This window comes from Pedobacter sp. L105, assembly GCF_009765875.1.
Classification (GTDB): Bacteria; Bacteroidota; Bacteroidia; order Sphingobacteriales; family Sphingobacteriaceae; genus Pedobacter.
In genome coordinates this window covers 56,804-81,980 of record NZ_LMUP01000004.1, presented here as the reverse complement: position 1 = coordinate 81,980, position 25,177 = coordinate 56,804, and the positions used below count along the sequence as shown (strand labels likewise).

Genomic DNA, 25,177 nt, shown 5'->3' with positions numbered 1-25,177 from the left:
ATATTATTTACTGATAAAATCAGAAACTAGTTTTTCTGCTTCTTTACAAGCGGTTTCAAGGTCAAAGTTTTTAAGGACTACATCAAACTTGTCCGCATATTTTAACTCTTTTTCTGCTTTAATAAATCTTTCCTGAAGTTTTTCCTGGCTATCTGTACCACGGCCGCTCAGGCGCTCTTTTAAAACTTCAAGGGAGGGTGGCTGAACAAAGATGGCTAAAGCATTCTCTTCGTACTTGCGCTTAAGGCGCAAGCCCCCTTCCACATCAATATCAAATATAACATGTTTGCCTTCATTCCAGATCCTTTGAATCTCTGAACGTAGCGTACCGTAAAAAGTACCCTTGTAAACTTCCTCAAATTCAACAAATTCATGGTGGGATACCTTATGTAAAAACGCTTCCTGGGAAATGAAATAATAATCTTTTTCATGTTCTTCATCACCTCTCGATTCCCTGGTTGTTGCAGAGATAGAGAAGCTCAGTAATGGAAACTTCTTTAGTAAATGTTTAACTATAGTGGTTTTCCCTGCACCTGAAGGAGCTGAAAATATAATGAGTTTACCTTGTATCATTTTTTTGCTGACGTCTTAAATCACGTTTAACAACTGTTCCTTAATTTTTTCCAGCTCTTCTTTCATGCCTACCACCAGTTGCTGTATCTGTGCATCATTCGCTTTTGCGCCCATGGTATTGATCTCTCTGCCTATTTCCTGCGAAATGAAGCCTAGTTTTTTACCGTTTGCATCTTTACTTTTTAAGGTCTCGGTGAAATAATCACAGTGGCTCTTCAAGCGTATTTTCTCTTCGGTGATATCCAGTTTGTCGATATAATAGATCAATTCCTGCTCTAAACGGTTCTGATCTACATTTACTTTTCCTGCATTTTCTTCTAGGAATTGATTTAACCTGGCCCTGATCTGTGGAATCCTTAAAGGTGCCAATACCTCAATCTGCGCAAAAAAGCCGAGTATATTGGTGATCCTTAACTCTAAATCCTGTTTTAAAACGGCGCCTTCGGTTTCCCTGAACTGGTTAAAATTGGCTAAGGCAGCGTTAAATGTACTCTGTAAAATGTCCCATTCGCCTTCATTGACCACTTCTTCTGTATAAGTGATCACATCCGGAAAGCTGAGTACGGCCTGGAGCAGGTTACTGGAATTGGCGCCTAAATCGATGTTGATGGCTTCCAGTTGTTTATAATATTTACTTAATAATGCGGCATTGATGGTAGCCCCTTTCAGGTTCTCTTCGCTGCGCTCAATGTTAATGGAAACATTTACTTTACCACGTTCAATCTCCTTGCTGCAGATATTACGTAACAGCAATTCTTTGTCTGCATATGCCCTTGGCAGCTTTAAATTTAGTTCCAGAAACTTACTGTTTAAGGATTTTATTTCTACGGCAAACTTGGTATTTTCCTGATCTGAAGAAGCCAGGCCATAGCCTGTCATTGATTTTATCATGTGCAAAGATATAATTTAAACACTATTTGGTAGCATTGGATACGCTAGATTAGTAAACAATAGTTAAATTTACATCAAATACATCAGAGCTCAATGATTCGCACGATTTTAAAAACTGTACTCATTTCCGTAATTTTTCTCAGTATAACGTCCCTGGTTTATGCACAGGATTTTGAATTGAGCGGGGTGGTGCTGGAAAAAGGATCTACCAACCGGGTAGCACTGGTAGAGATCACCAATCTGCGAACTAAATATGGCGTAGGGAGTAATGATCTGGGTATTTTTCAAATTAAGGCACAGGTAGGGGATACGTTATATTTTGTAAAACATGGTTTTGCAGATGTAGAACTGGCTGTTTTGTCTAACAGGGATATGATCGTATACCTGGATATGGGCACTACGTTGAACCAGGTAAATATTATAGGGCAAACGAAAAGGGCCGACATGGACCAGGTAAAACAGGATTATGTAGATAAAGGATCATTTTTTGCCGGCAAACCACCTTTGCTTTCTTATTTCTTTGCTCCTTTAACGGCTTTTTATGAATTGTTTGGAAGAACGCCCAAAAATGCAAAACGGTTTGGAAAGTACTATAACAATGAAGTTCAGCAGACCCAGATTGACCAGTATTTTAATCAGCCGCTCATACAGAAGAACACCGATCTGCAGGGAAAAGAACTGGAAGATTTTATGTTAAACTACCGTCCTGATTATAAAAAAGCACAGCACTGGACGGAGTACGATTATACGAAATACATTAAAGATTCCTATAAACAATACACGGATACGCTAAAGAAAAAATAGGAATGTTAAATGGATAGGGCTTCACAAGCTTTTTCTGCGGCTTGTTTCTCTGCGTTTTTCTTGTTGTAATCTCTTCCAACACCAAAACTTTCGCCTTCAATTACCGCCTGAATGGTAAAAAGCTTCGTGCTTTCTCCTTCGCCATTCTGAACCATATCAAAAGTAATATCTTTTGCATGGCGCTGGCACCATTCTATCAGTTTACTCTTAAAGTTTGTTTCAGTAAGTTCGAGGGTATGGATGTCAATGTAAGGTTTTACAATACGTTTTAGCAGTAATTCCTTGGTGAAATTGTAACCTTTATCCAAATATACAGCACCGATGAGTGCTTCAAAAGCATCTCCCAGCATGGAGTGATGTTTGGTCTGCATATTGACCATTTTCTGGTCAAAGATGATCAGCTGATCGAATCCCATTTTGCGGGCAAGCTGATTTAAATTTGCCCTGTTAACGATCTTGGACCGCATTTCAGTTAGAAATCCTTCTTCTTTATACGGATAATGTTTAAACAGTAACTCAGCGATAACAGAACCCAGAATAGCATCCCCTAAAAACTCCAGGCGTTCATTACTGCTCCGGCTTCCATTTTTCAAAACTTTCGCCACAGACCTATGCCTGAACGCCATTTTGTATAAAATGATGTTTCCAGGCACAAAGCCTAACATATTTTTCAGCTTTTTTATAAACTCCTTATCCGGAGATATATAAAGCTTATAGAGGTCGAATATGGGCATTAATTTATCAAATCGATTTACGTTTACTCTTCGTATTTTTTGAAAATGACCGATGCGTTGTGTCCACCAAAACCAAAAGTATTGCTCAATGCAGCACGCACTAAACGTTTTTGTGGGGTATTGAAAGTGAAATTCAACTTCGGATCAAAATCAGGATCATCAGTAAAGTGATTGATGGTTGGAGGAACGATATCGTTTTGTACAGCCAGAATAGCAGCTATGGCTTCAACAGCACCTGCAGCACCTAATAGGTGACCGGTCATTGATTTCGTAGAACTGATATTCAATTTGTATGCATCTTCACCGAACAGGTCAACGATAGCTTTCGTTTCACTGATATCTCCAAGAGGTGTAGATGTACCGTGAACATTGATATAATCAATATCAGCAGTAGTCATTTTAGCATCTCTCATTGCATTGGTCATTACCATCTTAGCACCCAGTCCCTGAGGATGTGGAGCGGTAATATGGTTTGCATCTGCACTCATTCCGCCGCCAACTAACTCCGCATAAATTTTAGCACCGCGGGCTTTCGCATGTTCTAATTCTTCCAGAATAATGGTTCCTGCACCTTCGCCGGCAACAAACCCGTCCCTGTCCTTGTCAAAAGGCCTGGAAGCAGTTGATGGATCATCGTTACGTGTAGAAAGTGCATGCATTGCATTAAAACCGCCTATTCCAGCTTCATTAATAATGGCTTCCGACCCTCCGCTAATGATTACATCGGCCATATCAAGACGAATGTAATTAAAGGCATCGATCATTGCATTAGTTGAAGAAGCACAGGCAGATACGGTGGCAAAATTAGGGCCACGCAGACCGTATTTAATAGAAATATGGCCGGTAACGATGTCAATAATCATCTTCGGGATAAAGAAAGGATTAATGCGGGGAGTTCCATCACCTGCAAAAAAGTTCCTCATCTCATCCAGAAAGGTTTTTATTCCACCAATACCAGAACCCCAGATAACACCAATGCGGTTTGTGTCCAGTTCGGAAAAAACTAATCCCGCATCTTTAACGGCTTCATCTGTTGAAACCATCGCATATTGTACAAATGGATCTAATTTGCGTGCTTCCTTTTTTTCCAAAAAGTCTTCAACGTTGAAGTTTTTAAGCTCGCATGCGAATTTTGTTTTGAACTTTTCTGTATCAAAACCTGTAATAGGCGCAGCGCCGCTCACACCATTTAACAAATTATCCCAGAATTCTGGGATAGTATTGCCAATTGGAGTGAGCGCACCTAAACCTGTAACGACTACTCTTTTTAATTCCATTTATACGGATTATACGGAGACCGTATGTTCTACTTTACGTTTTTCTCTAGATAGGCAATTGCTTGACCAACTGTACCGATAGTCTCAGCCTGATCATCAGGAATAGCTACATTGAATTCTTTTTCGAATTCCATGATCAATTCTACAGTATCCAAAGAATCTGCACCTAAGTCATTAGTGAAAGAAGCTTCTGGGGTAACCTCGCTCTCATCCACACCTAATTTTTCAACGATAATAGCCTTAACTCTTGAAGCAATATCAGACATAATGTTATAATTTAATGGGTTAAATAATTCAGTGCAAAGAAAAATAAATTCTAACACATTTCAAATGTTTTTATTTCTCTGTCAATTTTAATGTTTTTATTTGAAATGGGAAAGCAAAATTAGTTTTATAATTTCGTATCCTCAAATCTTATTCGTCTTGCTTTGAACAAAACCTATTTAAAACTTTCATTAGACCTCGATTTTGTACTGATTGCTATAACGGCTTCTTTGAAGGATTATGTCTTTTGTCATCAGATCAATACCAGGCTAAACCTGAATTTTGAAAAGGTAGATGACCATGAAGTTTTCTTCAATATTGACGAGCCTCCGCATGCTTTTTCAAAATATTATTTTTATGTAGAGCAGGGAGACAACGAATTTTTCATCCTCAATAACCGAAACAGTGATGGCTTTTTGATCCCTGAAATGAAAAAAGTAGATTTTTTTATGATCATTCACACTTACATCGACAAAGAAGATTTGAATTATATCCTTACCGGATTGAATAAACTGCCTGATATTCAGGTTGCTGCGCAAATTGATCCGCTAAAACTCAAATCAAAAGAGAATTTGATAATGTAAATTTTATATACAAGGTGTATTAAATACACTATATTTGAATCCAACATTATTAGTTAAATAACAAAATTAACCGACTAACATTGGTTTTTATAGCTAAAACCCCCATTTTTGTTGGTCAGTAACAAATAAAAGTAATTCAAATGAAACCCTTTCATTCCAGAACAAAAATTGTAGCCACGCTAGGTCCTGCCTCAGCTAAACCAGACGTTTTATATAGCATGTTCAATGCCGGATTAGACGTCTGCAGACTTAACTTCTCTCACGGTTCACAGGCAGATCACCAGGAAGTCCTGGATACTATCCGTGCAATCAACAAAAAATACAATTACAACGTAGGTATTTTAGCAGATTTACAAGGTCCTAAAATCAGGATCGGTATGGTTAAAGAAGGTGGAATACATTTGGTTAACGGAGCACGTACCATCATCACCACCAAAGAATGTATTGGTAATGAAGAACGTATTTACATCACTTATACTTCTTTCCCAAAAGATGTGCATCCTGGGGAAATCATCCTTTTAGATGATGGAAAATTACAGATGAAAGTGGTTGAAACCAACCGTGAAGATGAGGTGATCTGTGAAGTTGTTCACGGCGGTATCCTGACTTCAAGAAAAGGTGTAAACTTACCAAATACTAAAGTTTCTATCCCTTCTTTAACCGTTGAAGACCGTAAAAACCTTGAATTCGTTCTGGAAAATGATGTAGACTGGATTGGTCTTTCTTTCGTGCGTAATGCAGCGGACATCATTGAATTGAAAGAAATCATCAAAGCAAGAGGTAAACATGCAAGGGTAATCGCTAAGATTGAAAAACCTGAAGCTATTGCCAATATCGACGAAATCATTGCCGTTTCTGACGGTATCATGGTTGCCCGTGGAGATCTTGGTGTTGAAATGCCAATGGAAGAAGTTCCTTTGTTGCAGAAAATGATCGTTCAGAAATGTATTGCCGCTTCTAAACCAGTAATTATTGCTACTCAAATGCTGGAAAGCATGATCACTACACCAAGGCCAACACGTGCTGAAGTGAATGACGTAGCTAATTCGGTTTTGGATGGTGCTGATGCAGTGATGTTAAGTGGTGAAACGTCTGTAGGAGAGTTTCCATTGATCGTTATCGAAACCATGCAAAAGATCATTCAGAACATTGAAACCAATAATTATCCTTTCCATGTAGAAAAACACCTTAAACCAAAATCTCAGAGTTTCCTGAGCGATGCGGTATGTGATTCTGCTACATTTTTGGCAAAACAAACCAGTGCTGTTGGTATCGTTTCAATGACTGTAAGCGGTTATACTGCTTTCGAAATATCAAGTCACCGTCCAAAAGCATTGACTTATATCTTCACTAACAATCAGCAATTGATCAATACTTTAAGCTTAGTATGGGGTGTTCAAGCCTTTTATTACGACAAGTTTGAAAGCACTGATGAGACCATTTTAGATGTAAATGATCAGTTGGTAAAAATGAAATTAGTTAAAAAAGGAGACGTTTTAATCAATACCGCTGCTATTCCAATGGAAAGTAAAGGCAAAACAAATATGTTAACCGTTACTGTTATTGATTAATTTGAGCTAATCTCAAAAAATATATTACTTTTGCAACCCCAAAGGAGAGGTGTCCGAGTGGTTGAAGGAGCACGCCTGGAAAGTGTGTATACCTCAAAAGGGTATCGAGGGTTCGAATCCCTCTCTCTCCGCGACTAAGCAAAGTAAAACACACAAAAGCGCTTTAAACACATGTTTAAGGCGCTTTTTTATTTTAGAAGGTTTCAGAATCACACAAAAAATGCAATTTTCAGGTGCCCCTTTAGGGAAATGTAAAACAGGGCACCGAATTTCCTCGTAATCTATTGTAAATCAAGGTTTCTATAGTTGGATATCTTGATAAAAATGGCCATAAAAAGTACTTTTATTCACCCTAAAAGTTATTGCAATGGACAAAACATTTGGCATTTTATTTTACCTGAAAACCTCAAAAACCAAAGTAAATGGTTTGGGTCTATTTATCATAGTCCGTAGCCACACTTACCACTGTCCATTCTTCTAACTCTTTTAACTGAGATTCTAGTTCTGCACGGGTTAATTTAATGGCGTCGCTACCCAATAAAAGTCGGAAAGGAACTTGTTTGGCCGCTACTACCTTAATTATCGCTTCGGCTGCTTTTCGTGGGTCTCCTGGCTGCGTTCCACTGCTTTTATCGTTTTCTTTTCTTCTTGGGCCAACGGTTTCTTCATAATCAGCGATAATTTCTTTGGTGCCTTTTAACGACCGACCGGCAAAGTCCGTCCTGAAAGCACCTGGTTCTATAACGATAACGCGGATACCTAAGGGCCCAACCTCTTTGCGCAATGCGTCAGACATGCCTTCAATAGCAAATTTCGCAGCGGAGTAATAACCAGAACCCGGTGCAGCAAAGCGGCCACCAATAGATGATAAATTTAGGATAGTGCCTGTTTTTTTTGCCCTCATGCCAGGAAGTACGGCTTTGATCACGCTGACAGTTCCAAAAAACATAGTGTCAAACAAAGTCCGCGTATCGGCGTCATCACCTTCCTCCACAGCACCGCGGTAGCCATACCCCGCGTTATTTAACAATACGTCTATACTGCCGAATTTTTCTTCAGCAAGTTTAACTACTGATAAGATTTGTGTTTCATCAGTTATATCCAAGGAAAGCGCCAGTGAGCTGTCAGGATACTTTTCACCTAACTCTTTAAGGTCGTCCTTCTTTCTGGCAGTGATCACTGCATTATAACCCTGTTTCAATACCGCTTCGGCAAAGGCTCTTCCCAGTCCGCTTGAGCAGCCTGTAATGAGCCATGTTTTAATTTTGTCTTCCATTTCTTATTTTTTATACGTTTAGAAAATTTATTGGTGTTCAATCCGGTACAATTTTTCCTGATCGGTTATTGCATATACAGCGTTGTCTGTACCTTGAGTGATATCCCTGAAGCACTCTGCTTCACTAACCAGTAATCTTTCCTCACCGGTTACTTTGTTGTTAGTGATCACCAACCGCGCAATATGCATGCCGCTTAATGCACACACAAAAAGATTATTTTCTCACTCTGGAATACGATTTCCATTATAAAAGGTCATGCCACTGGGTGAAATTACCGGGTCTCAATAGTAAATGGGTTGCTCCAGGCCAGTTTGTGCTGGATGGCATTCCCTATAGGTTGCCAGCCATAATTTGCGCCGGGATTGATAATATTAATTAGTCTCCGCCGCGGGGCCGAGTTCGCCTTCCCATAGATCGATTAAACAGAATAATATTGTTTTAAAAAAAGCAGCTATTCGATTATTCATGGTCTTATTTAACAACTGCGCTTAGTATTAGCACTTCATATTTAATGTTCATCTTTCATCAAACCAATCTTATTTAACAAACTGCTGCCAACACTATAGGTAGCATTGGTAATAAACGGAGTAACTGTTTTTGCTTAGATAAAGCTGCTTTAAAGAGGTTCCCGTAAAAAAGGGTGTTTCTATCCCGGGTTGGAAAGTCGATCAATACGACGTCGTATTGACCTGCGCTATCTACCTTTGGTTTAAGCGGTGGCAAGAACGCTAATGTGCTGTTCAATGAGCGACTTTGGTTAATATTATCTTTAATCAAATAGATTATTGATGATAATAGTAAATACCATTCATCATGGCAACGCCACAGGTAGTCTCAAAAGCATTGAGTACACCTTCAGGCGTTCTGGTACTCCATATGTTCCACATGAGTCCCTGTGAATTCCGGATTGACCAGGCCTGAGAAGCATTTGCATCCAGCCAGGCGCCATAATTACCTGCAGTGCCTGTATTTTTTACAAACAGGCAAGCCCAGCGTGCAAAAATACTTTTCATTCCCTGAGTATCACCATTGTCGTTCTCATCATTCAGGATTCCCCCTGATGTGTTACACATGCTATTGCGTGCGTAATCCATCGCTTTCGAACCCATTTTTAGATAATTAACGGCAGGGTAATCTGCACGCAGAAGATCACAGGCTCCTATAAAAGTTCCCTGAGTGTAAGAAAGCGCTCCTTGTGTAATGGTACCGGTTTTATCGATAGCGCCTTTTACCTCACCTGTTGATGCATCATATAGTTTTAAAACCATCCAATCCATAATCTGCTTGGCTTTGGTTTTATAAGTTGTATCACCTGTAGCTTGATACAACAGCATTGCGCATATCGCCGCAGGTGCATTTACACAAGTGTTTTTCGTTTGGTTATCCGTAGTCCACCATAAACCGCCACCCAAAGACTGCGTATCCCAGGCACGGTTCCACATCATGTTAAAATTGTTCTTTGCCATGTCCAACATGCCACCGTCGTTGGTTATCTTAAAAGCCCTGATGCACATCAATGAACCCCAGACCACATCGTCATTGTAAATGTTGTTAGACCAGAGTAAGCCATATCCATCTCTTACGCCGTTATACAGATAAGAGATCTGGTTTTTCAAATCCGTACTTGGATTGATGTTGTAAGCATCAATCAGCATTTCGATCGACTCTTGCTGTGTCCAAAAATCCATGCGGCCGGTATGGTTGTCATCTTTCCAATAATAAGCTTTGTAGGATGTACCATAAGTGCCATATTGATTGTAAAAGTGATTATTGTAAACCTGCATGGCTAACAATGCTTCACTTTTGGCCGGTAATACAACGGCAGTCTGGGCGGTAATATTTGATTGAGCAATCACTCCCTTTATTGGAGCCTGACTGGCAGACTCATCTTTCTTACAGCCGATGGCGATAGTTAAAGCACCTAATGCTATCATAGCAAACAGCTTTTTTGTGGTGTTAATGTTTTGGCCGGATGGGTACATCAGACCACAAAAACTATTGTTTTTCCCCTTCATACTTACTTTAATTATTGGTTATATCTGGTTAGCATTTTCAGCCAATGAAAGGTAAGTAGTTTTTGAGAAAAAAAAGTAAAGTTAGACTGTTTATTTGGATGAAATTGTTAAATATTGGATTCATCATCCAATGTTTAACAATTTCATCCAAATAAAAATATCTTTCACATTCAATTATTGAATAACCACCGTTGCAATGGAATGTGCAAGGCTTTTCGTTTTCGCAGCTTTACCCTTTATCCACAGTGAATAATCAATATCTGCATCAGTTTTATTCATTACTACCACAGCCAGTTTGCCATCGGTGTTCATATAAGCAGTGGTCAGCAGGTTATTGCGGCTGGATGAACTTGCTACACGTTTCGCTCCCGGGTGTATAAATTTAGAGAACTGACCCAGGTAATAATAGGCATTGGTGTAAATCAGCTTACCTGTTGTGGTGTCATAATGAATTGGTGCCATACAGAAATTACCCACGTGGTTAGGGCCTCCTTTTTCATCAAGAAGAACATTCCAGTCGGTCCAGGCTACTGTACCTATGTTAAAATCATTGATCATCGATTGTCCATATTTTTCTCCAAAACTCCAGTCGGTAAATTTCGCGGGATCAAAATCTGCAGCACAGCCTTCAGTAAGCATTAAAGGCTTATCAGGAAAAGTCTGGGCTACCAGTCTTTCATTCTCGAAGTTCATTCCTGCGCCTTTTGCAGCGATATCTTCATACCAATGGTAGGCAACGCCCCATACATATTTGGCAGCTTCAGGATCTTCCAGTACAGTGCTAACGCGCTGGTACATCAGGTCGCGGTTATGGTCCCATATCAGGAGCTTCCTATCACCATAACCTGCTTTTTTCATGGAAGGGCCTAAAAAATTCTTGATGAAATCACGTTCTTCCTCGGCGGTATAAATGCACGATTCCCAGGTTTGGCTGGCCATTTCCTCGTTCTGTACAGTTATGCCCCATATTGGAATGCCTTGTTTTTCATAGGCACTAATGAACTTGCCGTAAAGATTGGCCCAGCTTTGATCATACTCTGGCTTTAATTTACCACCATGTAAAACCTCATTATTAGTCTTCATCCAGGCAGGGGGACTCCATGGAGAAGCAAAAAGAGTCAGTTTTCCGCCGGCAGCAGCCAGTACTTCTTTGATAAAAGGTACACGATATTTCATATCATGACTGATGTTGAAAGTATTCAGGGCCACATCCCCATCTTTTACATAAGCATAGGTGTCACTCGAAAAATCGCAACTCTGGATATTGGTACGTCCAAGAGTATAAGCTATTCCTTTATTTTTATCATAATAATCGGTGAGTAATTCCTGTTGTAAACTCTTCGGCATTTTGTAAAATACCTCTGCCGAAGCATCTGTCAGAGCCCCGCCAATGCCAAGCATCGTCTGAAAGGTTTTCGAAGGATCGACAAAAATGGTGATCTCCTTTTCAAGGGGCTGCGGGTAATCGGAAAATTGAAGCGTTTCGGTTTGACTAATCTTATCGTCTGTATTTTTAGCCGTTACATACACTTTGGCTGTCTTGCCATCAACAGCAAATGAGGATGTATTTTGTGCACGGGCAAAACCCGTTGATAACAGGGAGAGGACAACGCATAACGTTGTCCTGTAAACTTCTCTTTTCATATTTGGTTTGGTTAATTTAGGCGAGTATAGTATCGATCAGCTTAATCTCTTCGTCTGTAAAAGAAGTATTAGATAAACAGCCAATCGAATCGGTAACTTGCTCAGGCCTGCTTGCGCCAATTAATACTGACGTGATGCGCTTATCCTTAAGTATCCAGGAAAGGGCCATTTGCGCCAGGTTTTGTCCGCGCTGTTCTGCCAGTTCATTCAGTTTAACAGCTTTGGCTATCTTATCATCTGTGATGGCGTCCTCATCAATAGCGCCATTACCACGGTGCATTGCAGCCCTTGATCCTTCAGGAATACCTTTCAAATATTTATTGGTGAGCAACCCTTGTGCAAGTGGCGAAAATGGAATGCAGCCCACACCTTCATTGCCCAAAACATTGAGTAAACCTCCTTCAACCCATCTGTCGAACATCGAATATTTAGGCTGATGAATTAAACAAGGGGTGCCTAAATCTTTCAGCACAGCAATGGCTTTCTCTGTTTCTGAAGCACTATAACTTGATATACCTACATATAAAGCCTTTCCCTGGCGAACCAAAAGGTCTAATGCGCCCATAGTTTCTTCTAAAGGGGTTTCAGCATCAGGGCGATGGTGGTAGTAGATATCTACATAATCCAGTCCCATACGTTTTAAACTTTGATCAAGACTTGCCACCAGATATTTCTTTGAACCCAGGTCGCCATAAGGGCCTTCCCACATTCCCCAGCCGGCTTTAGTTGAAATCACCAGTTCATCCCGGTAGCGTTTAAAATCATCTTTATAGATATGTCCGAAAGTTTCTTCTGCCGAACCGGCAGGAGGGCCGTAATTATTGGCCAGGTCAAAATGGGTAATGCCACTATCAAAAGCTAATCGCAGGATGTTACGGGCATTTTCAAGGCTGTCGATGCCACCGAAATTATGCCACAGACCGAGTGATACGGCTGGTAGTTTCAGTCCGCTATTGCCGCAACGGCGATATTCCATGTCCTGGTAACGGCTTGGTTTGGGTAGATAAGTCATATTATTCTTTATAATTGATTAATTCGTGTACAGGTCGAATGCCTTCAGCATAATTTCCAGATCGGTTACTCCTCGAAAGCCACTAAAGCCTACCGAAAGCTTTGTTCCGTCAGGCAAAATCAAAGGCTGTCCGCCTTCCCATCCTATTAGGTCAGGTGCGTCAATGCCGTTGCTGTCTTCTTCAACCTCTTTATTAAAAACCATTCGTTCATATTCGCCGGTTTTAACGCCTGTTAGCCAAACCTGGCTGGCCTTAGTCCAGGCTAATTTATAAGACGAACGTAAGCGTGCTTTATCGGTGCCAAATAACTTTCCATAAACAGTTCCGTCACTGGCAATGATACAGACAGCCAGGTTCCCGTTAGAAATCGACCGGTCGGCCTCCTCCTTCATATAAGCTGGTATCAGCTTTTCAATTTCAATAAAAGCACTGTTGATGATGGCATCTAAATTCTGTTCGCCCATGTGAATGTAAAGGTTTATTGTAGTTATCGGATAATTTAATCCTGTAAATTTGAAGCATCTTTCCTGAAAATCCATTGAACTGGAACAAGAAATGAAATTATTACGGGCGAAGATTAGTTGCTATAACCAGATCAAAACTTACATTTGAATCATGTTTCAAAATATTAATGAATATGCGGCACGCTCGGTAAGTTTAACGCCGGAAGAAACTGTCCTTTTTAATTCCATATTGGAATACCGAAAAGTACCTAAAAGGACCCGCATGCTGCAAGCCGGCGATGTTTGCAATTTTGAAGCATATGTAAATAAAGGTTGTATACGCGAGTACATCATAGACGGGAATGGGGCTGAGGTTACCTTACAATTTGCTATTGAAGATTGGTGGGTAAGCGATTTGGCCAGTTTCCAGGACCGGTCTCCCTGTGATATGTACATTGAAACCCTGGAGGATTGCGAATTGCTGATCTTAACCCGCGACTCGAAGGAACAACTGCTGTCCAGTATACCTAAGTTGGAACGGATGTTTCGATTGATGCTGCAGCGGCATCTTACAGTTATGCAAAAGCGTTTGTATAAAACAATTTCCAGAACTGCGATGGAAAAATACCTGGAGTTTGTTAAGCGGTATCCCACTATCCCACAAAGGGTACCACAACACTACATTGCTTCGTATCTGGGTATTTCGGCAGAATTTTTAAGTAAACTAAGGACAAAAAATGCCAAAAAATCAGAAGAAGTACCGCAGAAGCCTGAATAAGGGATTTCTGATTCTCCGGAAAAGCTTGTTACCATGCTCAATTCAAATATCATCTGACTGTATTATTATTATAAATATTTTGTCAAGACAAAAAATAATTTGTTAGATTTAACTCACCAAATATATTTATTTTGCGAAAGGTGAATAACAAATTTATTGACGGGAGCAGTATTAAAGAGTTAATTGCAGGCAATGAGTCTGCATTTACAACGATCTATGATCTTTACAGTGAAAAGGTTTATAGAATTGCATTTCGTTTTCTCAAAGACAGAGCGCAAAGTGAAGAGATCGTTCAGGAAACTTTTATTAGCCTTTGGCTGAGTAGAGAAAAACTAGATGCTGATGGCAACATCTGGCTTTATTTATTTGTCATTGCAAAGCGGCTTTCATTGAATACTTTAAGACAAATCTGCAAATCAACAGACCTTGCTGAAAAACTATTCCACTCTGTTGCAGAGGGGCACAATAATACAGAAGAAGAAATATTTGTGCGTGATCTGGAGCAATATGCAGAAAGGATTATTGAAAAATTACCCCGTCAGCAAAAGCTGGTGTTCAAGCTGAGCCGCGTGGATGGGCTCTCTTATAAAGAGATTGCCGAACAACATAATATCTCCCCAAATACGGTAAAAAACCACATGGTTGAGGCTTTAAAAACATTAAGGTCCCACCTTAATGCGGTTGATTTTGTTTATCTCAGCCTATTATTTTTCCGTCGATAATATTTTTTTATTTTTCAACTAGTCCTATCGCCTGTTTGGCGTGTTCTCTACTTATAAAGCCAGCCTCCCCGGTTGGACACTAACCAAATATAATATGAAAAAAGAAACGTTACGCCGTTTATTACGGGAGTACCTCGATAACACAATCAACAGTGCTGATGGTAACGATTTGTTAAATTATTTAAATAATGCCAGTACTGATGAAGTCACAGATCTTATAGAAGAAGGATTACTGAGGCTGGATGAGGGGCCTGTATTCAAAGGAAAACAGTCCGACGATGTGCTAATTCGTATTAAATCAGATCCAAGATTTACAAAAACTGCAGCTGTCCCTGAACCTGAAATCATTAAATTTTATCAAAAATCCTGGTTGCAAATTGCCGCGGCAATTTTAATAGTTTCAACCTTAGGATTATTTGCAGTCCGCCACAGCCGTCCAACAAAAATTCCAGCTCAACTCGCTGCAAATCCATCATCTGTTATTGTGCCAGGTAGTAAAAAAGCAACCCTGGTTATGGGTAACGGACGCGTTATTTTGCTTGAAGACGCAGGAAATGGCGTACTGGCCAAAGCTGGTGGTAGTAGCGTAGTTAAAACACGAAGCGGAGAAATTGTATACCATGGCAAAAATACTTTGCAGGCTGCAGATAATAAAGAAAACTATAATACATTAACTACTCCCAAGGGTGGCGAATACCAGGTTGTTTTACCGGATGGCACCAAAGTTTGGTTAAATGCAGCATCTTCCATCAGTTATCCTGTAGCCTTTACTGGTAACGAGCGCCATGTTAAACTAACTGGCGAAGCCTACTTTGAAGTCACAAAAGATAAACATAAGCCTTTTTATGTAGATATCAACTCGGTAGAGGTTAAAGTGGTGGGGACCCACTTTAATATTTCGGGCTACAGTGATGAAGAGCAGATTACAACTACGTTATTAGAAGGATCTGTACAAGTCACAAAAAATAAATCGCAATTATTCATCATTCCCGGGCAACAGGCTGTGGTTAATTACAGCTCTGATCATATTGCTGTGTCTGCAGCCAATATTGATGATGTCATGGCCTGGAAGAACGGATATTTCACCTTTAACGATGAGAATATCAGAAATATCATGAAAAAGGTTTCACGCTGGTATGATGTGGATATTGATTATCAGGGTACCATCACAGATCAAAATTTTGGAGGAACATATTTCCGGTCGAAAAGTATTGTTGAACTGTTACATCATCTGGAAAGAGTTGGAAAAGTTCATTTTAAAATCATAGGGAGGAGGATAACTGTTATGGAGTAATTCATTCAAAACGGTTATCTGTAAACATAATTAACCAGGAGCGTTCGAACCGCCCCTGGTTATCCGCCCAAGGGCTTTGCCAGATAATCCCAATCAATTGTAGCTAACACGATTAATCAAATAACCAAGCAACCAAATGTATAAAAATTTTACCGATTTCACCTATAGGAAGCTCCCTTGCTATATGTATAAACCATTGCTCATCATGAAATTAACCCTTGTTTTGCTCACAGCGACCATCTTACAGGTCTCTGCAGCAACGTACGCACAGCAGGTTACTTTAAAAGTCAAGAACGCGACGATTAAAGAGGTTTTTGAAAAGATTCAGACCCAAACGGGTTATGACTTTTTGTATAATGCAGACGATTTAAAGCAGTCGGGACCTGTAACTTTAAATCTCCAGAATATGAGCTTAAAACAAGCCCTGGATGTCTGCTTTGCTAACCAGCCTTTGGTGTACAGCATTGAAAATAACTCCATTCTAATTACTAAAAAACCTGTAACGCCAGGTATTAAGGCTACGAAAAAGGTGATTACAGGTAAGGTCACCGATGATACCGGAGGACCTTTAGTTGGAGTAAGTATTAAAGAAAAAGGTACTCAAAATGGGGTTAGTACAGATTCCAATGGAAAGTATGCAATCTCTGTGGCTGATAAAGACGCTGTCCTTGTATTTTCTTTTATTGGTTTTGTAGTACAGGAAATGCCGGTTTCAGATAGTAATTCAATCAATGTTAAACTGAAGGAAGACAATAAAAATCTGAACGAAGTGGTAGTAGTGGGTTATGGTACACAAACCAAAATGTCGTTAACAGGTGCTGTAAATCAGGTAACGGCAAAAGATATTGAAGATAAGCCGGTACTGAATGTATTGCAGGCCTTACAGGGAGAAGCACCAAATTTAATCATCCAGCAAAATTCACTTGACCCTGGTAGCACTCCTAACCTGAACATTCGTGGGGTAGGTACTACAGGTGACAACTCGCCGTTGGTAGTAATCGATGGTATTGTTGGTGGAAATATCAACACGCTAAACCCAAATGATGTGGCCAGCGTTTCCATCTTAAAAGATGCCGGATCGGCTGCCATCTATGGATCTCGTGCGGCTAATGGGGTTATTTTGGTAACTACCAAAAGCGGTAGCGTTAATCAGAAACCGTCAATAAGTTTTAATAACAGTTACGGCATTCAGCATCCGGATGTGCTCCTCAAAAAGGTAGACGCCTCGGATAATGCCTATTATAAAAATGAATCCCTGGTTAATTCAGGTTTACCACCTGCCTATACCCCAGAGCAGATCCAGCAGTTAAAGGATCAGGGTAATGGTACCTGGGATGCACAACATGTGCTGAGAAATGCGCCCTTGCAATCTTATAATGTAGCGATTAGCGGAGGTGGCCCTACCAGTTCTTACTTTATTTCTGGTGGTTACCAGGACCAGGGAAGTAATATTGATGGTAACGGTGGTTCAGGAAGCGCCTTTGGTTATCAGAAATATAATCTGCGTATGAATCAGACTTCCATTATCGGGAAGTTAAAAGTGAACCTGATCTTAAGTTATAGCAAAACACAGAACAAAACAAACACGGCAGGTGATAATAATATTTTTGCAGATGCTGACCGTGTGCCTTACAATTATAGCTGGCAGGACGCTCAGGGACGTTACCTGACTAATCCTGTAGCTTCACAATTCAATGTATTGGGCTCAATAGAGCAGGGTGGTTACAACTTAACCAATAATGATGAGTTTTTTGGTACGCTAAACGGACAGCTGAGCATCACCAAAGACCTTAAATTAACCGGAATAGTAGGTGCTACGGTTACGGATAACAGCGATTATTCGAGAACACTACAGGTTAATAATTACCCTTCGGGTGTTTCAGGGGATAACCTGCCGGTATTTGACAACAGTTCTAAACAGCTTTTGTTAAACTCTCAGGTATTCATGGAATACAACAAACAGATCAACGACCATAAATTTAAAGTGCTGTTAGGCATATCCAATGAGTCGTATAGTTCATCTGGTTTTCAATTGCAGGAGCTATATACAGATCCGCAATTGGGTATCCCTACTACGGGAACTATCCTGGATGCCTCCAGTTCTTACAATAGTAACAATGGCCCCAATAATATAACCTCAGCAACCAGTCTGGATTCCTTTTTTGGGCGTTTAAACTATTCCTATAAAGACCGCTATCTCCTGGAAGGCGATTTTAGGGAGGATGGGTCTTCAAAATTTGCAGCAGGCCATAGATGGGGCTTCTTTCCATCTATTTCAGGTTCATGGGTAGCTTCAGAAGAGTCGTTTATGAAATCGATTAAGAATGTAGTAAATACCTTAAAGTTCAGGGCTTCTTATGGTGTTTTAGGAAACCAGAATGTAAATGCCTATCAATATCAAACCACCTATTTCCCGTATCAGAATGCCTATGGTTTTAACAATTCCGTGGTAGGCGGATCGGGTTATAATTTAGGTAATCCAGATTTAACCTGGGAGCGGGCGGCTACGCTGAATATTGCGATGGATGCGGCTTTCCTGGATAACAAATTAAATGTATCATTCGATTATTTTAATAAAGTAACCAAGGATATCCTTGCCCCGCGTTCGGATGTTCCGGCACTTTTTGGTGCGGGTTTCCCGGATTATAATATCTCTAAAGTTGGAAACCGCGGATGGGAAGCTACTGTAGCTTATACCTTCAAAACAAATGAGTTTACGCATAACTTCAGCTTTAATATTGCCAATAGCAGCAATAAACTGCTGGCGTTTAGCTATGGTGCTACCCAACAGATCAATAATCTTGGCGAATATTCATTGCTGAGAGAAGTAGGCGGCCCTGTTACACAATATTATGGATATAAAGTAGCAGGCATATTCCAGACCGAAGCAGAAGTACAAAGTTCTGCAAAACCAACGGGACTTACCCTTGCACCTGGCGACCTGAAATATGTTGATCAAAACCACGACGGTGTGATTGACCAGAAGGATATGGTGCCACTGGGCAATCCCTTTCCAAAATTCACTTTTGGTTTTACCTACAGAGTTGCAGTAAAAGGATTTGACCTTTCCATATTTATACAGGGAGTGGGTAAACGGACAGAATTTATCAGAGGTGAAGATATGGAACCCTTCCATTACAATTATGGAAATACCCTCTTTGAAAATCAGACTGATTTCTGGACCCCATCAAATCCAGGTGCCAAATATCCAAGACTTGCCGCTATCGGATCTGATTCCAATACCAACAACTGGAGAGATGGCTCAGATATCTACAGCCTCAATGCGGCTTATGCACGGTTAAAAAATGTTAACATCGGTTATACCTTCCCTAAAAAAATGACCAGAAAAGCAGGGATAGAAAAACTGAGGATATCTGCTATAGGACAAAATCTATATACGCTAACTAAGCTGAAATTTATAGATCCTGAAACTTCAGAATTTGATAGCAACACAGGATTAGGTGCTGCTTCTAATAGTGGACGTGCTTATCCATTGCCTATTTTCTATGGAATGGGATTAGACTTGACATTTTAACACATAAAATATATATCATGAAATATTTTAAAAAATTATTCTTTGCAACGCTTGCCCTGCTTGCTGTAAGCAGTTGTAAAAAGCTCGATCAGACACCTGAAAATAAATTTACAGACTTAAATTTCTGGACAACCAGTTTAAACGTTAATGGCGCATTAAATAACAATTACAGCCTGATGTATACCAGCGCTCTTTATTTTTTTAATGATGACATGTCTGATAATGCCTATAGCACTAATGACCCAATTGCAAGCGGAAGTTTTAATGCCTCCACAACAAAATTTCTTTCCGACTGGACCTATTACTATTCGGGAATAAATTCCTGCAACCTGTTTTTGGCTAACGTAGACCAGAATAAAACCCTGACTGCTGATGTGATTGCCGGCATGAAAGGTGAAGTGCGTTTTATCAGGGCCTGGCATTATTTTAATTTAATGAAATGGTGGGGCGATGTGCCACTGATCACCGGAGTGATCACACCAGACCAGGCCAAGGTAATTGCCAGAAGCCCAAGGGCCACTGTATTAAATTTTGTTCTTACTGAACTGGAAGCCGCGGCCGCTGTTTTGCCGTCAAAAGATAAGTATACAGCCGCTCAGAATGGCAGAATTACGAATGGTGCAGCCTTGGCATTAGAAGCCCGCGTGTTATTATATGAAGGTAACAGGATGGCAGATGTAGTTACCATTTGTGAAAAACTAATGAATAATCAGGCTACCTATGGCAGTTATGCGCTAGCCAGTGATTACGGCAGCTTGTTTAGCAATGCAACAGTTAATAAAACAAATACAGAGTCCATGCTCTCTCTGCAATTTGTATCCGGAACAGCAGGCAGGACATGGGCAGACGACTTTGACTTTGCACCTATATCTACTGGCGCCCGTGTTAACAGTCTGGCACCAACCCAGGAGCTCGTGAATGATTATATCATGGCGAATGGAAAACCCATCACGGATGCTGCTTCAGGTTACAACGAAAATAACCCTTATGTGAACAGGGATCCAAGGCTAACCGCAACAATCGTTTATGATCAGTATAAATGGCTGAACCCGGATGGTACTACACAGATCATCTACATTAAACCTGGTTCCGATCCGAATAAACCACCTTTAAATGAGTATGCCATTGGAAATGAAGCTGTTTCTGCATCAGGTTATTACTGGAGAAAATATTTTGATCCCAATCACCTAGCAGGTTTTGTTTCAGGTTTAAACCTGCACCTGATCAGATGGGCAGAAGTGCTGCTGGATTATGCGGAAGCTGAAAATAGTCTTGGACAAATGAATGCCACGGTATGGGATAAAACGATCATGGTGTTGAGACAAAGGGCTGGTTTTACTGACCCTAATGCTTTGGCCTACCCAGGTAACAATACCGATATGGTGAATATCATTAGAAGGGAAAGAAGGACAGAGTTAGCGATGGAAGGTACCAGGACAGAAGATATCCGTAGGTATAAACTTTCTGAAACAGTATTAAACGGTTATGCTCATGGTGCCAAATTTGGCGATCCAACTGTAGATAATGGTTATATCAGGGTTCAGTTACGCAAATTCGATCCGGGAAAGAACTATTTGTGGCCTATACCACAATCTGAGATCAATCTTGATAACAACCTAACCCAAAATCCAGGCTACTAATTCATAACCATTAATCGAAAAAAAATGAAGACATATATAAAATTAAGCTTTATGGTTATGTTGGTCGCCATTGCTTTTACTTCCTGCAAAAAGGATGTTAAGCCATTGGATACTAATGTTAATCCTGTAACTACGTTAAATGCACCGGCAGATCAGACCAGCATCAGCCTGCAGCCTGCAACAGGGCCAAGTGTAGTCTTTCAATGGGCTCCCAGTACAACTCAGGACCTGGTGTTGTATGAAGTGGCTTTTGATAAAGCAGACGGTGATTTCAGTAAGCCCCTCTATAAAGTGCTTTCTGATGGTTCTGGTCTCCAGGCCCAGGCAACAATTACCCAAAAGATCCTGAATACCGTTGCATCCCTGGCTGGTATTCAGTCGTCCAGCAGCGGAACATTTAAGTGGGCAGTTATCGTTTCCAAGGCAACCAATGCTAAAGTAAGTACAGCCAGTCATATTATCCAGGTAACAAGGCCTGCTGGTTTTGCCGTACTTCCTGCCACACTTTTTCTAACAGGAACAGCTACAGAGCAGGGTGCTGATGCAACCAAAGCTTTAGCCTTTAAAAAGACAGGTGACGGTATTTTTGAATTGTATACTTCTTTACAGGCAGGTACATATACCTTAATTGATAAAACCACGGGAACGCCCACTGTATACTCTATACAAAATACAAATAGTGTTCAGTTAGGCGGAACTACAACGGTAAGCGGCAGCAAAAATGTTTACCGCATTTCAATAGATCTCAGTACGGCTTCTGCTACACTTACGCAGATTATATCCGTAGGTTTCTGGTCTGCTCCAAACAATTCGATATCGTTTAAATTACCTTACATTGGAAACAGTCAGTGGGAAATTGATAATACACCGATAGCGATCCCGCAAGAGTCATATGGAGCTGACAGCCGTTATAAGTACCAGTTTGTTGTCATGAATTCTGCTGGCGTACAGTCTACAGAATGGTATGGAAGTGTGAACTCTGATAATTCAGATCCCAACAGCAGTACCGCTTTATCTTACTGGTATATGTATCCTGTAAACAATTCGCAATTTGATTTTTGTTACAAACTCGACCCATCTGTAAATAATAAGAATTGTAATGTCAATGTGAACTATAGCCCGACAATACCTAATTACACCAACAGCGTTACTATAAAATAAATTATTAAAAGCGTTGCAGCATGAAGTTGTAACGCTTTTAATTCATCTAAAAAATCATGAAAACCAAATATTCTAATTACTTCACAGCTGTACAGTTGTTTGTTGCTGCACTGGTTCTAAGTGCATGTTCCAAAAGCAGTGATCCTGCTGTCACCCCAATAGGTCCTGTTACTCCGGTAAGTAATGTGAGTTATAATTATGCTTTACTCAGTGATTCATTGCAGGCTGGCACTTATGTAGCCTTTATCTCGGCAGACCGCAACTATTTTATCCAGAACAATAGCGGAAATAATACCTTCAATTATTGGCCTAATGCGCATATGCTGGATGTTTTAACAGATGGATATTTAAGAACTAAAAATGCTGTTTACACGCAGCGTATGAAAACATTGCTGACTGGTATAAAAACAACCAATGGCGGGGCCTATCCTAATGAATTTTATGATGACATGGGTTGGCTTGCCAATGCAAGTCTCAGGGCATACAAAGAAACTAATGACGCCGATTATTTGAGCGTCGCCCAGCTCTTATATACCGAAATAAAAGGCGGCTCCAATACCGTTGCAGGAGGTGGAATCGCCTGGCAAAGAACACAGTTATATTATAAAAATATCCCTTCAACCGGTAATGCCACTATTCTGGCTGCCAGGTTATATGAACTACAGGGCAAAGCTGAAGACCTTACGCTGGCCAAGAGCCTCTATGACTGGATGAAAGCTACCCTGGTAAATGCTACCTCAGGTGAGGTGCTGGATGGAATTAACAGAAACCAGGATGGGGAGGTAGACAATTGGGTGTTTACTTATGATCAGGGTTTGTTTATTGGTTCTGCTATTGAGATGTATACGATTACCAAAGATCCGGCTTACCTTCAGGATGCTATCCGTACAGCTAATAATGCAATCGTTGATCCGAATTTAACAGTAAACGGAATATTTAAAAGCGAGGGACAAGGTGATGGTGGACTGTTTAAAGGAGTAGCTATACGTTACCTGACATTGCTGGCGGAATTACCCGATCTGGATGCTACCGACAAAGCCAAATATGCCAGTTTCTTACAAAAGAATGCACAGTCTCTTTATGTTAAAGGAATTGCCAGGCCATCCCTGATGATCAGTCCGGATTGGACGAAACTTCCTTCCGGAAGTACAGATCTGACTACCCAGTTAAGTGGCGTAATCATGATCGAGGCAGCAGCGAAATTAAAAGCAGAAGCTATTATTCAATAAAAGCACATTAACTAACAGCTTGCCGCTTTAGCATAAGTTAGCCATAAAAAAAAGTCCTTCAAACTTAAGTTTAAAGGACTTTTTTTTAAAATTTGTTGCGAATTACTAGTAACCCGGATTCTGTACTAAATTTTTATTTGCAGTAAGCTGTCTGTTTGGAATAGGATAAACATTCAGATTTTTATTATTGCTTGGGGTATGGTCCCACCATGCTGCGGTAACGAATTTACCGAACCTGATCAGGTCCGTGCGCCTTTTACCTTCAAAAATAAATTCTCTTCCACGTTCTGCTAACAATTCATCCATCGTTAATGACCCTGTGGTATATGCTGCAGCCTGCCAGTCGGCATCAGCGAAGGCCCTTTTCCTGCAGGTATTGATCAACGTTACAGCATCACCCGTGGCAGTACCTCCATTTTTGCGCATTAAAGCCTCAGCTTTATAGAAATAAATATCAGTTAAACGGTAAATCACCCAGTCATTACTCCAGTAATTGGCATCCGTAGAAGGGCCTGATCTATATTTGTTAAAACGAGCCCCGCTGTTTTCTTCACCTGTAGTCATGCTTGACACAGTAGAACCTTCACTGTTCCGCTGAATATTATCTACGAAAACCAGCGGCTGATCTTTATATTCGTAACTGCCTGTAACCGGTTTTTTGGGGTCTGTAAAATAATACTGCGGGCCAATGAGCATCCAGGTAGATTTTCTAAGGTCATTGTCTGCAAAGGCATCATAAGCGCTTGGAATAACTACTACACCATCATTTCCATTAGCATCGCCGCCATAAATATACTTTTGATTGAAGTGAAAGAAATCACTATTCCAGCCAATCCTGGTAGTAGTTAGCTGATAATTATAAGCCAGTACAAACAGGTTTTCGGTCGATGAGGTTGTGTTGGTATTGCTAAAGGTAACAGTTAGGTTAGGATCAAGCGTAGCCGCACCATTCTGCCCTCCGGTCTGTCCGGTTAAGATCTTATCACACGCTGCTGTACATTCATCCCATTTGGCTGTTCCTGTCCATACTTCTGCATTCAGATAGAGTTCAGCCAGCATGGCATAACCTGCGGCCTGTGTAATTCTTCCTACAGATTGCTGGGAGAGTTTAGGTAACAGGTCTACATTGGCTTTCAGTTCGCTTTCTATAAAAGCGAAAACCTGTGCGCGGCTTTCTGTCGGCGGACTCAATGGAGTTCCAACCTGGGTAACTACAGGGATGTTTCCATAAAGGTCCATCAGTTTCAGGTAATGCCAGGCACGGAATACTTTAAGTTCAGCAACATATTGATCTCTTTGTACAGCTGTAATTCCCATACGGCCCAAATCATAAGCCATCAGGTTAGTGATCGGGTCGTTGCAATAACCAATCCCTGTAAACATTAAACTCCATGGATTCCAGATATTGTCTTCGAGTGAGTTCCAGGTGTGGTAATGCTGACGGATCCAGTCGCCATTGTCATAACCATGAACTCCTTTTACCGGCCAGGCCAGCTGATCTCCGGATAACTCATTAAGTCTGTAAGCACTTTGCTGACCAGTAGGGGCAGCCCATGCACCGGCATGGGTATAAGGCCTGAGCACTGCCGATAATACCTCATTGGGGTTATTATAATAATTGTCGCTCGTTATCTCGCTGTATACGTTTTCATTCAGTTTGGTACAGCTGCTGCCTAGTACAAGTAGGATCAGTAAAGAGAAAACTGATAGTTTGTAATGTCTTTTCAT

At 40.5% G+C, this 25,177-nt stretch carries 22 protein-coding genes and 1 tRNA gene; 11 read left to right on the top strand and 12 right to left on the bottom strand.

All coding sequences use genetic code 11. The annotated features are described in order from the left end of the window. Positions 1-3 precede the first annotated feature (3 nt). Complete coding sequence (gene gmk, locus GSQ84_RS05425) at positions 4-573, bottom strand: guanylate kinase (protein ID WP_158796250.1); 570 nt, start codon at positions 571-573, stop codon at positions 4-6. A 15-nt stretch (positions 574-588) separates the two neighbouring features. Beyond that, a complete protein-coding gene (locus tag GSQ84_RS05420) occupies positions 589-1,452 on the bottom strand; it encodes a YicC/YloC family endoribonuclease (protein ID WP_158797343.1) in 864 nt (287 codons plus the stop codon). 105 nt (positions 1,453-1,557) lie between these two features. Here GSQ84_RS05420 and GSQ84_RS05415 point away from each other — a divergent pair, with 105 nt between their 5' ends. Beyond that, on the top strand, positions 1,558-2,268 hold the full coding sequence (locus GSQ84_RS05415; RefSeq protein WP_158796249.1) for a hypothetical protein: 711 nt from the start codon (positions 1,558-1,560) through the stop codon (positions 2,266-2,268). Positions 2,269-2,273: 5 nt separating this feature from the next. On the opposite strand, the gene rnc is transcribed toward GSQ84_RS05415, so the two are convergent. Genes rnc through GSQ84_RS05400 form a run of 3 tightly spaced genes read right to left on the bottom strand, consistent with a single transcriptional unit; the run spans position 2,274 to position 4,545 of the window. Further along, entirely contained in the window at positions 2,274-3,002 is a 729-nt protein-coding gene (gene rnc, locus GSQ84_RS05410; protein ID WP_174238631.1) for a ribonuclease III, read from the bottom strand. Between the two features lie 23 nt (positions 3,003-3,025). Next, positions 3,026-4,279 (bottom strand): beta-ketoacyl-ACP synthase II, encoded by a 1,254-nt coding sequence (gene fabF, locus GSQ84_RS05405; protein ID WP_158796248.1) that lies wholly within the window; start codon positions 4,277-4,279, stop codon positions 3,026-3,028. A 29-nt stretch (positions 4,280-4,308) separates the two neighbouring features. Next, entirely contained in the window at positions 4,309-4,545 is a 237-nt protein-coding gene (locus tag GSQ84_RS05400; RefSeq protein WP_008508386.1) for an acyl carrier protein, read from the bottom strand. 162 nt (positions 4,546-4,707) lie between these two features. Here GSQ84_RS05400 and GSQ84_RS05395 point away from each other — a divergent pair, with 162 nt between their 5' ends. The 3 genes from GSQ84_RS05395 to GSQ84_RS05385 all read left to right on the top strand — a co-directional run bounded on the left by GSQ84_RS05395 (position 4,708) and on the right by GSQ84_RS05385 (position 6,829). Continuing rightward, entirely contained in the window at positions 4,708-5,127 is a 420-nt protein-coding gene (locus tag GSQ84_RS05395) for an IPExxxVDY family protein (protein ID WP_158796247.1), read from the top strand. A 140-nt stretch (positions 5,128-5,267) separates the two neighbouring features. After that, positions 5,268-6,698: a pyruvate kinase gene (pyk, locus tag GSQ84_RS05390; protein WP_158796246.1), complete on the top strand. Its 1,431-nt coding sequence runs from the start codon at positions 5,268-5,270 to the stop codon at positions 6,696-6,698. Between the two features lie 43 nt (positions 6,699-6,741). Next, positions 6,742-6,829, top strand: a tRNA-Ser gene (locus GSQ84_RS05385). A gap of 302 nt (positions 6,830-7,131) precedes the next feature. Here GSQ84_RS05385 and GSQ84_RS05380 read toward each other — a convergent pair. From GSQ84_RS05380 to GSQ84_RS05355, 6 genes are all read right to left on the bottom strand, one after another. Continuing rightward, complete coding sequence (locus GSQ84_RS05380) at positions 7,132-7,974, bottom strand: oxidoreductase (RefSeq protein WP_216848880.1); 843 nt, start codon at positions 7,972-7,974, stop codon at positions 7,132-7,134. A 27-nt stretch (positions 7,975-8,001) separates the two neighbouring features. Continuing rightward, on the bottom strand, positions 8,002-8,181 hold the full coding sequence (locus GSQ84_RS27995) for a PQQ-dependent sugar dehydrogenase (RefSeq protein ID WP_254070789.1): 180 nt from the start codon (positions 8,179-8,181) through the stop codon (positions 8,002-8,004). Positions 8,182-8,757: 576 nt separating this feature from the next. After that, complete coding sequence (locus tag GSQ84_RS05370; RefSeq protein ID WP_254070788.1) at positions 8,758-9,909, bottom strand: glycoside hydrolase family 76 protein; 1,152 nt, start codon at positions 9,907-9,909, stop codon at positions 8,758-8,760. A gap of 255 nt (positions 9,910-10,164) precedes the next feature. Beyond that, positions 10,165-11,634 carry a glycoside hydrolase family 30 beta sandwich domain-containing protein gene (locus GSQ84_RS05365; protein ID WP_158796245.1) on the bottom strand — a complete coding sequence of 490 codons (1,470 nt, stop codon included), beginning with the start codon at positions 11,632-11,634 and terminating at the stop codon, positions 10,165-10,167. Between the two features lie 16 nt (positions 11,635-11,650). Further along, positions 11,651-12,646, bottom strand: a complete 996-nt coding sequence (gene mgrA, locus GSQ84_RS05360) for an L-glyceraldehyde 3-phosphate reductase (RefSeq protein ID WP_158796244.1) — start codon at positions 12,644-12,646, stop codon at positions 11,651-11,653. 18 nt (positions 12,647-12,664) lie between these two features. Beyond that, the gene (locus GSQ84_RS05355) at positions 12,665-13,111 is read right to left on the bottom strand and encodes a hypothetical protein (RefSeq protein WP_158796243.1); all 447 of its coding nucleotides are present in this window, start codon (positions 13,109-13,111) and stop codon (positions 12,665-12,667) included. A gap of 151 nt (positions 13,112-13,262) precedes the next feature. Between GSQ84_RS05355 and GSQ84_RS05350 the strand changes: the two genes are divergently transcribed. The 7 genes from GSQ84_RS05350 to GSQ84_RS05320 all read left to right on the top strand — a co-directional run bounded on the left by GSQ84_RS05350 (position 13,263) and on the right by GSQ84_RS05320 (position 23,449). Then, positions 13,263-13,868 (top strand): Crp/Fnr family transcriptional regulator, encoded by a 606-nt coding sequence (locus tag GSQ84_RS05350; protein WP_158796242.1) that lies wholly within the window; start codon positions 13,263-13,265, stop codon positions 13,866-13,868. Positions 13,869-14,008: 140 nt separating this feature from the next. After that, a complete protein-coding gene (locus GSQ84_RS05345; protein WP_158796241.1) occupies positions 14,009-14,590 on the top strand; it encodes an RNA polymerase sigma factor in 582 nt (193 codons plus the stop codon). Between the two features lie 94 nt (positions 14,591-14,684). After that, positions 14,685-15,884, top strand: coding sequence for a FecR family protein (locus GSQ84_RS05340; protein ID WP_158796240.1), 1,200 nt, complete (start codon positions 14,685-14,687; stop codon positions 15,882-15,884). Between the two features lie 205 nt (positions 15,885-16,089). Beyond that, on the top strand, positions 16,090-19,419 hold the full coding sequence (locus GSQ84_RS05335) for a TonB-dependent receptor (RefSeq protein ID WP_254070787.1): 3,330 nt from the start codon (positions 16,090-16,092) through the stop codon (positions 19,417-19,419). Positions 19,420-19,436: 17 nt separating this feature from the next. Continuing rightward, complete coding sequence (locus tag GSQ84_RS05330) at positions 19,437-21,059, top strand: RagB/SusD family nutrient uptake outer membrane protein (RefSeq protein ID WP_158796239.1); 1,623 nt, start codon at positions 19,437-19,439, stop codon at positions 21,057-21,059. A gap of 24 nt (positions 21,060-21,083) precedes the next feature. Then, positions 21,084-22,220 carry a SusE domain-containing protein gene (locus GSQ84_RS05325; RefSeq protein WP_158796238.1) on the top strand — a complete coding sequence of 379 codons (1,137 nt, stop codon included), beginning with the start codon at positions 21,084-21,086 and terminating at the stop codon, positions 22,218-22,220. Positions 22,221-22,276: 56 nt separating this feature from the next. After that, positions 22,277-23,449, top strand: coding sequence for a glycoside hydrolase family 76 protein (locus GSQ84_RS05320; protein ID WP_158796237.1), 1,173 nt, complete (start codon positions 22,277-22,279; stop codon positions 23,447-23,449). A gap of 105 nt (positions 23,450-23,554) precedes the next feature. Here the strand turns inward: GSQ84_RS05320 and GSQ84_RS05315 are convergent, their stop codons facing one another. After that, a complete protein-coding gene (locus GSQ84_RS05315; RefSeq protein WP_158796236.1) occupies positions 23,555-25,177 on the bottom strand; it encodes a RagB/SusD family nutrient uptake outer membrane protein in 1,623 nt (540 codons plus the stop codon).

Coding starts and splice junctions, on each gene's coding strand:
- GSQ84_RS05415 (WP_158796249.1), top strand. CDS start 1,558: ATGATTCGCACGATTTTAAAAACTGTACTCATTTCCGTAATTTTTCTC.
- GSQ84_RS05330 (WP_158796239.1), top strand. CDS start 19,437: ATGAAATATTTTAAAAAATTATTCTTTGCAACGCTTGCCCTGCTTGCT.
- pyk (WP_158796246.1), top strand. CDS start 5,268: ATGAAACCCTTTCATTCCAGAACAAAAATTGTAGCCACGCTAGGTCCT.
- GSQ84_RS05420 (WP_158797343.1), bottom strand. CDS start 1,452: ATGACAGGCTATGGCCTGGCTTCTTCAGATCAGGAAAATACCAAGTTT.
- GSQ84_RS05350 (WP_158796242.1), top strand. CDS start 13,263: ATGTTTCAAAATATTAATGAATATGCGGCACGCTCGGTAAGTTTAACG.
- GSQ84_RS05335 (WP_254070787.1), top strand. CDS start 16,090: ATGAAATTAACCCTTGTTTTGCTCACAGCGACCATCTTACAGGTCTCT.
- GSQ84_RS05340 (WP_158796240.1), top strand. CDS start 14,685: ATGAAAAAAGAAACGTTACGCCGTTTATTACGGGAGTACCTCGATAAC.
- fabF (WP_158796248.1), bottom strand. CDS start 4,279: ATGGAATTAAAAAGAGTAGTCGTTACAGGTTTAGGTGCGCTCACTCCA.
- GSQ84_RS05355 (WP_158796243.1), bottom strand. CDS start 13,111: ATGGGCGAACAGAATTTAGATGCCATCATCAACAGTGCTTTTATTGAA.
- GSQ84_RS05325 (WP_158796238.1), top strand. CDS start 21,084: ATGAAGACATATATAAAATTAAGCTTTATGGTTATGTTGGTCGCCATT.
- GSQ84_RS05400 (WP_008508386.1), bottom strand. CDS start 4,545: ATGTCTGATATTGCTTCAAGAGTTAAGGCTATTATCGTTGAAAAATTA.
- rnc (WP_174238631.1), bottom strand. CDS start 3,002: ATGCCCATATTCGACCTCTATAAGCTTTATATATCTCCGGATAAGGAG.
- GSQ84_RS05320 (WP_158796237.1), top strand. CDS start 22,277: ATGAAAACCAAATATTCTAATTACTTCACAGCTGTACAGTTGTTTGTT.
- mgrA (WP_158796244.1), bottom strand. CDS start 12,646: ATGACTTATCTACCCAAACCAAGCCGTTACCAGGACATGGAATATCGC.
- GSQ84_RS05380 (WP_216848880.1), bottom strand. CDS start 7,974: ATGGAAGACAAAATTAAAACATGGCTCATTACAGGCTGCTCAAGCGGA.
- GSQ84_RS05365 (WP_158796245.1), bottom strand. CDS start 11,634: ATGAAAAGAGAAGTTTACAGGACAACGTTATGCGTTGTCCTCTCCCTG.
- GSQ84_RS05315 (WP_158796236.1), bottom strand. CDS start 25,177: ATGAAAAGACATTACAAACTATCAGTTTTCTCTTTACTGATCCTACTT.
- gmk (WP_158796250.1), bottom strand. CDS start 573: ATGATACAAGGTAAACTCATTATATTTTCAGCTCCTTCAGGTGCAGGG.
- GSQ84_RS05370 (WP_254070788.1), bottom strand. CDS start 9,909: ATGATAGCATTAGGTGCTTTAACTATCGCCATCGGCTGTAAGAAAGAT.